13 protein-coding genes and 1 riboswitch are annotated in these 12,671 nt (G+C 69.0%); of the genes, 7 read left to right on the top strand and 6 right to left on the bottom strand.

Going from position 1 to position 12,671, the window contains the following annotated elements:
* Window positions 1–39: 39 nt before the first annotated feature.
* Window positions 40–1,464 (bottom strand): MFS transporter, encoded by a 1,425-nt coding sequence (locus tag EV137_RS20440; protein WP_134002639.1) that lies wholly within the window; start codon window positions 1,462–1,464, stop codon window positions 40–42.
* A 98-nt stretch (window positions 1,465–1,562) separates the two neighbouring features.
* On the opposite strand from EV137_RS20440, the gene EV137_RS20435 reads away from it, so the two are divergent.
* The gene (locus EV137_RS20435) at window positions 1,563–2,228 is read left to right on the top strand and encodes a TetR/AcrR family transcriptional regulator (RefSeq protein WP_134130355.1); all 666 of its coding nucleotides are present in this window, start codon (window positions 1,563–1,565) and stop codon (window positions 2,226–2,228) included.
* Between the two features lie 80 nt (window positions 2,229–2,308).
* Window positions 2,309–2,494 carry a YegP family protein gene (locus EV137_RS20430; protein WP_134130354.1) on the top strand — a complete coding sequence of 62 codons (186 nt, stop codon included), beginning with the start codon at window positions 2,309–2,311 and terminating at the stop codon, window positions 2,492–2,494.
* Between the two features lie 71 nt (window positions 2,495–2,565).
* Here EV137_RS20430 and EV137_RS20425 read toward each other — a convergent pair whose 3' ends face one another.
* Window positions 2,566–2,928 (bottom strand): YciI family protein, encoded by a 363-nt coding sequence (locus EV137_RS20425; RefSeq protein ID WP_134002633.1) that lies wholly within the window; start codon window positions 2,926–2,928, stop codon window positions 2,566–2,568.
* A gap of 101 nt (window positions 2,929–3,029) precedes the next feature.
* Here EV137_RS20425 and EV137_RS20420 point away from each other — a divergent pair, with 101 nt between their 5' ends.
* Both EV137_RS20420 and EV137_RS20415 read left to right on the top strand, forming a co-directional pair.
* The gene (locus EV137_RS20420) at window positions 3,030–3,986 is read left to right on the top strand and encodes a pyridoxal-phosphate dependent enzyme (RefSeq protein ID WP_134002631.1); all 957 of its coding nucleotides are present in this window, start codon (window positions 3,030–3,032) and stop codon (window positions 3,984–3,986) included.
* A gap of 295 nt (window positions 3,987–4,281) precedes the next feature.
* A riboswitch (cyclic di-AMP (ydaO/yuaA leader) is annotated at window positions 4,282–4,449 on the top strand.
* Window positions 4,449–5,309, top strand: coding sequence for a C40 family peptidase (locus tag EV137_RS20415; RefSeq protein WP_134002629.1), 861 nt, complete (start codon window positions 4,449–4,451; stop codon window positions 5,307–5,309). (Overlaps the previous riboswitch by 1 nt.)
* A 154-nt stretch (window positions 5,310–5,463) precedes the next feature.
* Here the strand turns inward: EV137_RS20415 and EV137_RS20410 are convergent, their stop codons facing one another.
* Both EV137_RS20410 and EV137_RS20405 read right to left on the bottom strand, forming a co-directional pair.
* Window positions 5,464–6,120, bottom strand: coding sequence for a response regulator (locus EV137_RS20410; protein WP_134130353.1), 657 nt, complete (start codon window positions 6,118–6,120; stop codon window positions 5,464–5,466).
* Entirely contained in the window at window positions 6,117–7,337 is a 1,221-nt protein-coding gene (locus EV137_RS20405; RefSeq protein WP_134130352.1) for a sensor histidine kinase, read from the bottom strand. The genes EV137_RS20410 and EV137_RS20405 overlap by 4 nt, the downstream gene beginning before the upstream one ends.
* Window positions 7,338–7,479: 142 nt before the next feature.
* Here EV137_RS20405 and EV137_RS20400 point away from each other — a divergent pair, with 142 nt between their 5' ends.
* The 3 genes from EV137_RS20400 (at window position 7,480) to EV137_RS20390 (ending at window position 9,706) form a co-directional block, all read left to right on the top strand.
* Window positions 7,480–8,367 (top strand): ABC transporter ATP-binding protein, encoded by an 888-nt coding sequence (locus tag EV137_RS20400; protein ID WP_134130351.1) that lies wholly within the window; start codon window positions 7,480–7,482, stop codon window positions 8,365–8,367.
* 145 nt (window positions 8,368–8,512) lie between these two features.
* Window positions 8,513–9,316 (top strand): ABC transporter permease, encoded by an 804-nt coding sequence (locus EV137_RS20395; protein WP_134130350.1) that lies wholly within the window; start codon window positions 8,513–8,515, stop codon window positions 9,314–9,316.
* Window positions 9,317–9,520: 204 nt separating this feature from the next.
* A complete protein-coding gene (locus EV137_RS20390) occupies window positions 9,521–9,706 on the top strand; it encodes a DUF3073 domain-containing protein (protein WP_130387089.1) in 186 nt (61 codons plus the stop codon).
* Between the two features lie 172 nt (window positions 9,707–9,878).
* Here EV137_RS20390 and purM read toward each other — a convergent pair whose 3' ends face one another.
* A complete protein-coding gene (gene purM / locus EV137_RS20385) occupies window positions 9,879–10,952 on the bottom strand; it encodes a phosphoribosylformylglycinamidine cyclo-ligase (RefSeq protein ID WP_134130349.1) in 1,074 nt (357 codons plus the stop codon).
* A 21-nt stretch (window positions 10,953–10,973) separates the two neighbouring features.
* Window positions 10,974–12,536, bottom strand: coding sequence for an amidophosphoribosyltransferase (purF, locus tag EV137_RS20380; RefSeq protein WP_133787636.1), 1,563 nt, complete (start codon window positions 12,534–12,536; stop codon window positions 10,974–10,976).
* Between the last annotated feature and the right edge of the window lie 135 nt (window positions 12,537–12,671).

Below are 12,671 nucleotides of genomic sequence, written 5' to 3'. Positions count from 1 at the left end.
GCAACTACCCTAGATCGGCCGGACGTTGCGATAGGCAACTTATGCCGCGGCGGTGGCCTCGGCGAGCTGCTCTGGCGTGGGCTGGAGCTGCGGTGTGGCGAAGGTCAGCAGGACGTTGGCGACGGCAAACGCGGCAGCTGCGAGCAGGCCGCGCTCGTACCCGGACTGGAGCGCCTGAAGCTGGGTCGCGCCGTGCGTGAGCTCGTTGGTGGTGTGGGTGATGGAGAGCGTCGTGACGATCGCCAGCCCCAGCGCCCCGCCCACCTGGTACATCGCGTTGACGACACCCGACGCCGCGCCCGCCTCAGCGGGACGGACCTCGGAGACCGCGTTGATCTGACCGGGTACGCCGACGCCGATGATGCCGAATCCGAAGACGATCAGGCCGGGGAGCAACTGCGAACTGTAGCTACCGGTGGCGTCCGCCTGCGACAGCAGAAGCAGTCCGATCACGCTGAGCACCGCACCCGCGAGCTGAACCGTCCGCGTCCCGAACCGCTGCACCAGTTGCGACGCGAGCACCGCGCCGACGATCGCCGCACCGCCCATCGGCAGGAAGTGAATGCCGGCATCCAGCGCACTGTCTCCGCGCACCTGCTGCAGGTAGATGGCCGTCAGGAAGAACATCGACAGGAACCCGGCGCCGTTCAACGCGAGCGACGCGCCGGACACACTCAACGCACGCGACCGGAACAACCGCATCGGGACGAGCGGCGCGGCCGACCGGGTTTCGACCAGGACGAATGCCGCCAGCAATACAACCCCTGCGGTCAGTACGCCGACGACCTCGAACGATCCCCATCCGGACGGCTCCGACCGCACCACGCCGTACACGACTGCCATCAAGCCGGTCGTGGCGAGCACCGCCCCGAGCGTGTCGAAGGTACGGCGACCTGTCGCGTGCCGTGCGTCGGGGACGAACACCGGGATCAGCGCGACCAGTGCGAGCACGATCGGCACGTTCACGAAGAACACCCACTGCCAACTCAGCGAGTCGACGAGCACGCCGCCCGCGACGACACCGAGCGTCCCGCCGAGGCCGGCCAGACCACCCCAGACACCCATCGCGATGTTGCGTTCACGCCCGTGCGCGAAGGTCGTGGTCAGGATCGCCAGCGCGGCCGGCGAGAGCAGCGCGCCGCCGAGGCCCTGGACGGCCCGCGCCCCGATCAGGAACTCGGGCGAGTTGGACAGCCCCGCGACCAGCGACGTGAGACCGAACAGCAGCAGGCCGCCGGTGAACACCCGGCGCGGCCCGAGCAGGTCGGCCATCCGCCCGCCGAGCAGCAGGAAGCCGCCGAAGAGCAACGTGTACGCGTTGATCACCCATTGCAGGGAGTCGGCGGAGAAGTTCAGGTCCGCCTGGATGTGGGGCAGCGCGACGTTCACGATCGTCACGTCCAGCACCACGATGAACTGCGCGAGGGCCAGCACCGCCAGGGTGGCCCAAGGACTGCGTCGCATCGCCGTACCTCATTCGGTCAACAGACTTTGTCTACACCGTATGTATACGGCGTAAGCTTACGGAGTAGACAGTAGGTCTACGGTGTAGACTTGTCAACGTGATCACCAAGGAGACCTCGCGCCGCCTCGATCCGGAGAAGGTCGTCGACACGGCGCTGACCATCGCCGACGACGAGGGGCCGGCCGCTGTCTCGTTCCGGAAGCTGGCCGCGCAGCACGACGTGACGCCCATGGCGCTGTACCGGCACTTCAAGGACAAGGACGACCTGCTGGCGGCGCTGGGCGATCGCTTGCTCGCGGACGTCGTACTGCCGGAGCCGACCGAGGAGCCGTGGGACGTGCAGCTCGAGGCGCTGCTGGGCGCGTTCGTCACCGCGCTGCGCGCGCACCCACGGCTGGCGGACCTGACGCTGTCCCGCATCCTGGTCGCCGAGCCCGGACTCGCGCTGTCCGAGCGGGCACTGAGCCTGCTGATCGAGGGTGGATTCTCCGTCGACGACGCAGCCGAGGTCGGCCGGCAGTCGATCTGCTCACTGATCGCGCTGGTCACCACCGACCCGATCGTCCGCGAGGTCAGCGACCCGGAGGCTCGTGAGGCGTCGCTGAGGCGGAAACGTGCCTCACTCGGCGCCCTGTCACCCGAGCGCTACCCACTGATCACGTCCGCAGCGGGCGCGCTGGTCTGCCCCTCGTCACGGGACCGGTACTACGACCTCGGCCTCGAACTCGTCGTCGCGGGCATCCGCGGCGTCGCCAGAAGCTAGGGCGTGTATGCGCAGCGTAGGGGGCCGGAGAGGACTACGCTCCGAGACGGAGCGATACCACTCTCTATGGAGGTACACCGATGGCGGGGAAGTTCGAGCTGTACAAGGACAAGTCCGGCGAGTTCCGGTTTCGTCTGAAGGCCGGCAACGGCGAGGTGATCGCGACCAGCAGCGAGAGCTACGCGACCAAGGCCGCGGCCGAGAACGGCATCGAGTCGATCAAGAAGAACGCGGCCGACGCGAAGGTCGACGACCAGACCAGCTGAGACCCTGTAAAACCCTGTAAAACAAGGAGGGTTTCTCCACGATCCTGTGGCGAAACCCTCCTTCGTCGTTCTCAGAGGCCGTCGGCGAACTCGACCCCGCGAACCTCGACACCGAGGCCCTCGATGCTCGCGTCCGGGATCATCGCGGCCAGCTCGCAGGCACGCTCCCGGGAGGCCACGTCGACCAGGTAGTAGCCGCCGAGGAACTCCTTCGACTCCACGAACGGCCCGTCGGTGACGGCCGGGAGCCCGTCGCGGACCTTGACCACCGCGGAGTCGGCCGGCTGCTGCAGCGCGACCGTGCTGTGGAACTCGCCCGACGCCTTGATGGTGTCCATGAACTTCTGGTGCCCGCTGCCGATGGCCTGCTGCTCCTCCTCGGTCAGCGCGGCGAGCACGTCGGGGTTGATGTTCAGGACCAGTAGGTACTTCACGATGTCTCCTTCGCACGCGGCCCCCGTTGGTGGGCGCCTCTCAACCATCAGTACGGAGCGAGTCGGCGTACTTTGACATCGCCCGCGGCTAACGTCGGACCGTGCTGAGTCTCACAGATGTCCAGGCCGCCGCAGAGCGCCTGAAGGGCGTCGCGCACCGTACGCCGATCCTCACGTCGCGGACGCTCGACGAGCGCGTCGGGGCGCGTGTGTTTCTCAAGGCGGAGAATTTCCAGCGGATCGGCGCCTTCAAGTTCCGCGGGGCCTACAACGCGGTCAGCGGCCTCACCCCGGAGCAGCTCGCAGCAGGCGTCGCGGCGTACTCGTCGGGCAACCACGCGCAGGCCGTCGCGCTGGCGGCACGCCTCGCCGGGACCTCGGCGGTGATCCTGATGCCCGAGGACGCCCCGCCGACCAAACTGGCCGCGACGCGTGGGTACGGCGCCGAGGTGGTGACGTACGACCGGTACACGCAGGACCGGACCGCGCTGGCTCAGGAGCTGGCCACCGAGCGCGGGCGGACGTTGATTCCGCCGTACGACCACTACGACGTGATGGCCGGGCAGGGGACGGTGGCGCTCGAGCTGATCGAGGAGGTCGGGCACCTCGGCGCGCTGCTCGTGCCGGTCGGCGGCGGCGGGCTGATGGCCGGCTGCGCGACCGCGGCGGCGATGATGTCGCCCGGGATCCGGATGATCGGCGTCGAGCCGGCCGCGGGTGACGACCACGCCCGGTCGCTGGCGGCGGGTGAGCGGGTGGAGATCGCCATACCGCGGACGATCGCGGACGGGCAGGCGATCTCGACGCCGGGCGAGCTCACGTTCGCGGTGAACCAGCGGCTGGTGGAGTCGTTCGAACTGGTCAGCGACGCGGAGATCCTGGACGCGATGGCGTTCGCGTTCGAGCGGCTGAAGATCGTGCTGGAGCCGAGCGGGGCGAGTGCGCTGGCCGCATTGCTGGCCGGACGGATCCACGGGCTGCCGGAGCGCGTCGGAGTGGTGCTGTCAGGCGGGAACGTGGGGCTGGAGCGCTTCCACGCGCTGCTCGGAAATAGCTGAAGTCGCAAGGACTTTAGGGTGCCCTGACCACCCTCTGTGCCCGTTGTCACAGAAAGCCACCGTGAAATGTGACCGAGGCCACATTGAATCTCTCATTTGCCGCCTCAGCCCCGCTCAGACGCGCTCAGGACACCAGGTGTTCACCCCGACTTATTGACCCGTCAGCGGGCCGCTCAGGGCCATTTGGGAGCGACTTTGTCGATCTGAGGGTTTGCGTCGTGATCGTTCTGTTATACAGTCGTCGGCGGTTCGGTAAACAACACGAACTGCACACGGGTCAACGCCGAGCCCTGCCAGGGCCCATGTGCTCCCCTCGAACTACATGGCAGGGGTGGGGGACCCAGGAAGTTGGGTCTCGACCGTGAGTGGCCGAGACCCTGGGGTGAAGTCCGCGGGAGCGGACCGGGCTATGAATCCCAGCCCGAACCCGACAGCTAACTTCACAGGCGTCGGGAGACAACCATGCCCGTCACTGCCCGACGGACGCCGCTTGTGCGCGCCGTCAGCCAGACCGCTGAGTCCAGTACGAACCGGCCTGTCGGCCGGACTCTGGCGAAGCACCGTAGGACCACCACGCGTCCGGGGACTCCCCGGGCTGCCGCCGCCGTTCTGACGGTCGGCCTCGCGGTGGGCGGTGGAGCTGCTCTCACCGTCACCACCACTCCTGCCGCTTCCGCGGCGACCACCTCCGCCACCGCGACGACGACGCCGCGTGGGTACTGGAGCGTCCCGAGCAGGCCGCTGCTCCGGTTCCGCGACAGCGGCCCGACCGTGAAGTTCGTCCAGAGGGCCCTGCACCTGGGTCCGGACGGCTACTTCGGCCCCAGCACCGTCCGGGTGCTGAAGAAGTTCCAGACCTCCTGGGGTCTGAAGCCCACCGGCTACATGGACAAGAAGACCTGGGGCCGGTTGACCTGGGCCGCCAAGCACAAGGTGCTCTACGGCAAGTACGGCGCCAGCAGCGGCACCACCACGTTCCGCGCCAAGGTGCTCCGGGAGGCGGCCAAGCTCAAGGGCACGCCGTACCGCTACGGCGGCACGACGACCCGCGGCTTCGACTGCTCCGGCTACACCGGCTTCGTGTACAAGAAGGCCGGCAAGAAGCTGCCGCGCACGTCGCGCCAGCAGTACAGCGCGACCAAGCACATCAGCCGCAAGGCCGCCAAGCCCGGTGACCTCGTGTTCTTCCGCAACGGTGGCGGCGGCGTGTACCACGTCGGCATCTACGCCGGCGGGAACATGCTGTGGCACGCCTCGAGGCCGGGTCGCCCGGTCGCGAAGGCGAAGATCTGGACCAGCAGCGTGGCCTTCGGCCGCGTCTGAGTCCTGACCGGCCGGCGCCCTTCCCCCCATTGGGCGCCACCGGTCGTCAGCGTCCTATCCCCCCAGGCACGCTGACTTGCGAAACCGGCCCGAACCGTCGCCCCCACCCCTCCGACGGATCGGGCCGGTTTCTTTGTGCCGTCTTCGTGCCGGCTCAGTCGTCGAGGAGCCCGGCTTCGTAAGCCAGGATCGCGACCTGGACGCGGTTGGTCGCGTCGAGCTTCACCAGGGCCCGCGAGACGTGCGCCTTCACGGTGGCCTCGCTCATGAACAGCTTCCGGCCGATGTCGGCGTTCTGCAGGCCGCGGCCGACCGCGACCAGCACCTCCCGCTCGCGCTCGGTCAGCTTGTTGATCCGCTCCTGCGCGGCCCGCTTCCGGTCGGCGCGTGGGTCCCCGGCGAAGTGCCCGATCAGCCGCCGCGTCACCGCCGGCGACAGCATCGCGTCCCCGGCCGCCACCACCTTGATCGCCTGCACCAGCTCGCGCGGCGGCGTGTCCTTGAGCAGGAACCCGCTGGCCCCGGCCTGCAAGGCCCGGAACACGTAGTCGTCGAGGTCGAACGTCGTCAGTACGACGATCTTCGGCGGATCCGGCAGCGCCTGAACCTCCCGCGTCGCGGCCAGCCCATCAAGCCGCGGCATCCGGATGTCCATCAGGACGACGTCCGGCCGGTGCTCCTTCACCATCCTCGCCGCGTCCGCGCCGTCCTCGGCCTCGGCAACGACCTCGAGCCCGTCGTCGGACTCGAGGATCATCTTCAGCCCGGCCCGCACCAGCGCCTCGTCGTCCACGATCAGCAGCCGGGTCATCGCTCTCCTTCTTCCGTATGCAACACAGCATCTGCGCGCAGCGTCTCGACCTGGTCCGATACCTGCTCGCGGTCGTCGGCCCAGGGCAGCCAGGCCTCCACCCGCCAGCCGCCTTCCGTCGTCGGTCCGGTCCAGAGCCGGCCGCCGACCAACTGCACCCGCTCCCGCAGACCGACCAGGCCGGCACCGGCGCCAGGCAGCAGTGAACCAGCAGCCACCGGCCGGACGTTCGTCACCCTGACCGTCACGCCCTCACCCCGTGCGCCATGGACCTGTACCTCGGTCGCGGCGCTGCGCGCATGTTTGTGCACATTGGTCAGCGACTCCTGCACCAGGCGGTAGACGGTCCGCCCGACGGACACCGGTACGTCGTCCGGCAGCGAGACGTCGTACGCGACGGCGACTCCGGCGTCGCGCGAGGCCATGATGAGCCGCTCGAGGTCCGAGACCTTCGGGACGGGCGTCAGGTCCGCGCCGTCGACGCTGATGTCGGACCGCAGTACGCCGAGGACCTCGCGGAGATCCTCCATCGCCTGCCGCGCGGTCTCACGGATCAACCGGGCCGAGCCCTCGACCTTGTCCGGACCGACGGACGGGTTCACCTCGAGACCGCCGGCGTGCAGCGCGATCAGCGAGACCTTGTGGGCGAGGACGTCGTGCATCTCCTGCGCGATCCTGGCGCGCTCGCCAAGGCGGGCCTGCTCGCTGCGCAGTTCGCGTTCGGCCTCGGCCCGCTCGGCGCGGTCCCGCAGCGACGCCATCAGGTCGCGGCGGGCCCCGACGTACGCGCCGATGGCGATCCAGGTGCCGACCAGGAACGGTCCGGTGAAGATCGACACCCAGATCTGGTTCTCGGTGCCCCAGCTGTTCAGCACATAGGCGGCGTACGCGGCCAGGCCGAGGATCACGAGTGCGAGGTCGCGGCGGCGGATCGCCAGCGTCAGCAGGGCCAGACCCATCGGGACGAAGATCGACCCGGTCAGCATCGCGAGCACGGCGATCGCGGTGACGGTCACCGGGAACCGCCGGCGCCAGAGCAGTGCGACCGAGGCGACGATGCCGGCGCCGAGCACGTACCAGTCCTTGGGGCTCCAGCCGCCCGCGCCGGACGCGGCCTGCAGGACGATGGTCAGCAGGCTGAAGCCGACGTACAGAAAGTCGCGCAGGCGCGGGGCATGCCTGACCCACCAGGCGTACCACCGGCGCAACCGTCGCATTCCGTCACTGTAGTTCGACGGCCGACGCGATCACGTCCCTCTTCCGGGTGGGTTCCAGGGCCGATCCGACGACTTTCGTAGGGGGTGACGACAGCCGCTCGTCCGATGTGCGACCGGGGTCGGTGACGGTTGACTCGATGTCATGATCACCGTCGAGAACCTGACCAAGCGCTACGGCAGCACCACGGCTGTCCAGGACGTGTCGTTCACCGTTCAGCCCGGCAGCATCACCGGCTTCCTCGGCCCGAACGGCGCCGGCAAGTCCACGACGCTGCGGATGCTCACCGGGCTGACGCCGCCGACCTCCGGCACCGCCACCATCACCGGCAAGCGGTACGCCGACCTGCCGAACCCGGGCCGTGTCGTCGGGGTCATGCTGGACGCCGCCGCGCAGCACCCGGGCCGCACCGGCCGCGAGACGCTGCTGCTGAACGCGAGCCTGCTCGGCGTGCCGAAGACCCGCGCCGACGAGATGCTCGAGGCGGTCGGACTCGGCCACGCCGCGAAGCGCCGAGTCGGTCAGTATTCGCTCGGTATGCGGCAGCGGCTCGGTATCGCCAGCGCGCTGCTCGGCGACCCCGCCGTACTGATCCTCGACGAGCCTGCGAACGGAATGGACCCGGAAGGCATCCGCTGGATGCGCGGACTGCTGCAGGACTTCGCGTCCCGCGGCGGCACGGTGATCCTGTCCAGCCACCTGCTGGGCGAGGTGCAGGCGACAGTCGACCGGCTGGTCGTCATCGGCGGCGGCCGGATCGTCGCCGACGGTTCACTGGAGGAGCTGCTGGCCGGTTCCGGCACACTCGTCCGCGGACTCGACCCGATCGGCCTGAACGAGGCCCTGACCGCTGCCGGCCTGAACCTCGAGCCGCTGCACGACGGCGCGCTGCGCGTCGACGCCACCGCCGAGCAGGTCGGGCGCGCCGCCGCCGCTGCCGGTCAGATCCTTCTCGAACTCCGCCAGAGCGACGGCGCCGGCCTGGAGGACCTGTTCTTCCAGCTGACCACGCCCGTCGCCACAGCCGCCTGATCATCTCGAATTCTCTGGAGACTTCTATGACAGTACTGATGCCACGCCTCCGGCGCGGCGGGTCATCGGGCTTTTGCTCCTGGCCTTCCCTCGTCGCTCCAGTCGCTTCGCTCCCTACGCTCCTCAGTCCAGGCCAGGAGGCCCGATGACCACCGTGACCGACGTCGCGCCCACAACCGCCAAGCACCGCAGCGAGGTGGCGACCAGTCTGCCGCCCGCGCGCGGTCAGTCCTTCCTGAAGCTCGTCACCATCGAGCTCCGCAAGTCCGTCAACACCCGCAGCGGCCGGGTCCTGATCGCCGCGGTCCTGCTGCTCGCGCTCGCGGCGCTGGCCTGGCAGTTCACGCACCTGCCGAAGGGCGACGCCGGCTTCGACGGGTTCCTCGGCGCCGCGTCCACCGGTGTGATGCTGCTGCTGCCGGTGATCGGCGTGATGGCGATGACGTCGGAGTGGACCCAGCGGACCGCGCTGACCACGTTCACGCTGTCCCCGCGCCGGGTCCGCGTCCAGCTGGCCAAGTTCGTCTCCGCTGTCGTGCTGAGCGTGGTCGTGATGACCGCGGTCGTCGGCCTGGCGCTCGCGAGTACGGCGCTGGCCGGTGCAGTCACCGACCACGCGGCGTCGTACCCCGATCTCGGCGGGCAGCTCGCCGGGGCCTACCTGACCGTCGCGCTGAACGTCGTGATGGGCGCCGCCTTCGGTGCCGTCATCCCGCAGACCGCGGTCGCGATCCTGGCGTTCTTCATCGCGCCGACCGCGTGGTCCCTGGCCGGGCCGGCGCTGTTCAAGGACAACGCGAACTGGCTCGACGTGTTCGGCGCGCTCGGCCGGATCGCGGAGCGCGATCTGCACGGGATGGTGCCCGAGACGCTGGTCGCGGTGGGGGTCTGGATCGTTCTTCCGACCATCGTCGGACTGTGGGCAAGCTCACGTCGCGAGGTCAAGTAGCGGGGCCGAAGGCGGCGGGGCGGGCTGGTTCGAGGGGGCCGGCCCGCCCCGCCGACGCGGTGCTCGGACCTCTGCCGGGTCCGGCCAGGGGGCGGTGCGTGTGTCGATCCGCCGCTCCGGGTATCCTTGAACCACGATTACTGACGACTGATCCGTGGGCGCCACGCAGCGTACCCGGTTGACTTGTGCGAGGGGGTCGACGCTATGGGGCGCGGCCGTGCAAAGGCCAAGCAGACGAAGGTCGCACGCGACCTGAAGTACCGCACCTGGGACACCGACTTGGACCAGCTCAAGCGAGAGCTGTCCGGTGACCAGGGTGGCGACCGTTCTGCGAACGGCGAGAACGACGGCGACGGAGACGACGCCGACGACTACCACCCCCGTCGGTAAGCAATATCAGCCCGGCTGAGCTGCTCAGCGCCCTTCGGGGTGCCTGAGCAGTTCACCGTGCGCCCGACGAATTTTCACACAGCACCGCCTGTGGCGGATCGGCGATTCCAGCAGTCCGAGGCGTCGGACGGCTCGATAGCGACCCGCTCGCAGGCGGCGGCTGTGCAGCGGCCTACTTGGCGTAGGTGCCTTCCAGGGTGACGGTGCCGCCAGGAGTCGTGCCGACTTCGCCGCAGATCCAGGCGGGGATGTCACGGGCGGCCAGCGCCTGAACGGCGGCGTCAGCGGCCGACCGGTCCAGTACTGCGACCATGCCGGCGCCCATGTTCAGCGTCTTCTCGAGCTCGGGCAGTGCCACGTCGCCGAGTAGCCCGACGAGCCCGAAGATCGGTGCGGGCGTCCACGTCGAGCGGTCGATCCGCACGGACAGCTGGTCCGGGATCACCCGTGCCAGGTTCGCGGCGAAGCCGCCACCAGTGATGTGCGACATCGCGTGCAGCGGCTTGTCGTCATCACCGTTCAGCTCCTGGATCAGCTCCAGGCAGTGCTTGGCGTACACCCGCGTCGGCGTCAGCAGGACCTCACCGAGCGTCGTACCCAATTCCGGCACGACCCGGTCCAGCTCCCACCTCGCGCGGTCGAAGAACACGTGCCGCACCAGGCTGTATCCGTTGGAGTGCAGTCCCGACGACGCCATCGCCAATACGACGTCCCCTTCGCGCACCCGCTCCGCGCCGAGCACCTCGTCGGCCTCGACCACACCGGTCGCCGCACCCGCAACGTCGTACTCGTCCGGCTCCAGCAGCCCCGGGTGTTCCGCGGTCTCTCCGCCGACGAGCGCCGTACCGGCCTCGACACACGCCTCCGCGATGCCCTTCACGATCTGCGCGATCGTCTCCGGCACGACCTTGCCGGTGCAGATGTAGTCGGTCATGAACAAGGGCTCCGCGCCGCACACGACCAGGTCGTCAACGACCATCCCGACCAGGTCGAACCCGATCGTGTCGTGCTTGCCGAGCTTCTGCGCGATCGCGACCTTGGTCCCGATCCCGTCCGTCGACGTCGCCAGCAGCGGCCGCCGGTACGACGTCAGCGCGGTCGCGTCGAACAACCCGGCGAATCCGCCGAGCCCGCCGACCACCTCGGGACGGGTCGCCTTCGCCACCCACTCCTTCATCAGCTCGACGGCCCGGTCACCGGCCTCGATGTCGACCCCGGCAGCGGCGTAACTCGCGCCTTGACTCACGTTCTGTTCTCCCTAGAAGTACTACGGACGGCTGAGCGCGTCCGCGGCGCCGGCTCCGCCGGAGACCGTGGCCAGGCCGTCGACGTCGGTGGCCACCGGCAGCTCGAGCAGGTGCTTGCCGAGGTGCTCCGGGTCCGGCAGCGCGACCGGGTAGACCCCGTCGAAGCAGGCCCGGCAGAGTCGTTCCTTCGGCACCGTGGTGGCTTCGACCAGGACGTCCAGGCTGATGTAACCGAGCGAGTCGGCGCCGAGCGAGCGGCAGATCTCCTCGGTGTTCAGGCCGTTCGCGATCAGCTCGGCGCGGCTGGCGAAGTCGATGCCGTAGAAGCACGGCCACTTCACCGGCGGCGCGGTGATCCGGACGTGGATCTCCTTCGCGCCGGCCTCGCGGAGCATCCGGATGACGGCGCGCTGGGTGTTGCCGCGGACGATCGTGTCGTCCACCACGACCAGGCGCTTGCCCTCGATCACCTCGCGCAGCGGATTCAGCTTCAGGCGGATACCGAGCTGGCGGATCGTCTGGCTCGGCTGGATGAAGGTGCGGCCGACGTACGCGTTCTTGACCAGGCCTGCCCCGTACGGGATGCCCGACTCTTCGGCGTACCCGATCGCGCCCGGTACGCCGGACTCCGGGGTGGCGATGACGAGGTCGGCGTCGGCGGGGTGCTCGCGCGCCAGCCGGCGGCCGATCTCGACCCGGGTGGAATGGATCCGCTGGCCGGAGATCTGGGTGTCCGGGCGGGCCAGGTAGACGAACTCGAACAGGCAGCCCTTCGGGTCCGGCTCGGCGAACTTGGTCGAGCGGAGCCCTTCGGCGTCGATCGCGACGATCTCACCGGGCTCGACCTCGCGGATGAAGCTCGCGCCGACGATGTCCAGGGCCGCGGTCTCGCTGGCGATCACCCAGCCGCGCTCCAGCCGGCCGAGGACCAGCGGGCGGATGCCCTGCGGGTCGCGGGCGCCGTACAGCGTGTTCTCGTCCATGAAGACCAGGCTGAACGCGCCCTTGACCTTCGGGAGGATCTTCGCGGCCGCCTGCTCGATGGTCAGGTCCGGGTACCCGGCGAGCATCGAGGTGAGGATGTCGGTGTCGCTCGACGCGCCGTGCTTCGCGTTGGCCTTCGCGTGGTCGACGTCGGCGTCCAGACCGAGATCGAGATCACCTTCGCCGTTCAGGCTGGCGGCGAGCTCACTCGTGTTGGTCAGGTTGCCGTTGTGACCGAGCGCGATCGATCCGGTCGCGGTGGACCGGAACGTCGGCTGCGCGTTCGCCCAGACGCTGGACCCGGTCGTCGAGTACCGGCAGTGGCCGATCGCGATGTGCCCGCGGAGCGAGGCGAGAGTCGCCTCGTCGAACGCCTGGCTGACCAGCCCCATGTCCTTGTAGACGAGAATCTGACTCCCGTTACTGACCGCGATCCCCGCCGACTCCTGCCCCCGGTGCTGCAAGGCATAGAGCCCGAAGTAGGTGAGTTTGGCAACCTCTTCCCCCGGCGCCCAGACCCCGAAGACGCCACAAGCGTCCTGCGGACCCAGATCCTGCGGGTCGAGTTCATGAGTAAGCCGACCATCGCCACGAGCCACACCAGCAGTCTACGGGACGCGCCGATGGCGGCTTACCAGCGTCCTACCAGCAGATCTGGCCGATGCAGTCGGGGCTGCTCGGCGCGGCGAACGAAACCGTGGGCGTGGCCGCGAAGAGAAGCAGCGCAACACCGA

The sequence above is a fragment of the Kribbella pratensis genome, assembly GCF_004366075.1.
Lineage (GTDB): Bacteria > Actinomycetota > Actinomycetes > Propionibacteriales > Kribbellaceae > Kribbella > Kribbella pratensis.
Note: the sequence above shows the minus strand (reverse complement) of the source record. Positions and strands in the feature narration are given on the sequence as shown.

Excerpts from the sequence above, each read along its gene's own strand:
- EV137_RS20405 (WP_134130352.1), bottom strand. The coding sequence starts at position 7,337 with ATGCGACGGTTGCGCCGGTGGTACGCCTGGTGGGTCAGGCATGCCCCG.
- EV137_RS20400 (WP_134130351.1), top strand. The coding sequence starts at position 7,480 with ATGATCACCGTCGAGAACCTGACCAAGCGCTACGGCAGCACCACGGCT.
- EV137_RS20390 (WP_130387089.1), top strand. The coding sequence starts at position 9,521 with ATGGGGCGCGGCCGTGCAAAGGCCAAGCAGACGAAGGTCGCACGCGAC.
- EV137_RS20395 (WP_134130350.1), top strand. The coding sequence starts at position 8,513 with ATGACCACCGTGACCGACGTCGCGCCCACAACCGCCAAGCACCGCAGC.
- EV137_RS20410 (WP_134130353.1), bottom strand. The coding sequence starts at position 6,120 with ATGACCCGGCTGCTGATCGTGGACGACGAGGCGCTGGTGCGGGCCGGG.
- EV137_RS20440 (WP_134002639.1), bottom strand. The coding sequence starts at position 1,464 with ATGCGACGCAGTCCTTGGGCCACCCTGGCGGTGCTGGCCCTCGCGCAG.
- EV137_RS20415 (WP_134002629.1), top strand. The coding sequence starts at position 4,449 with ATGCCCGTCACTGCCCGACGGACGCCGCTTGTGCGCGCCGTCAGCCAG.
- EV137_RS20430 (WP_134130354.1), top strand. The coding sequence starts at position 2,309 with ATGGCGGGGAAGTTCGAGCTGTACAAGGACAAGTCCGGCGAGTTCCGG.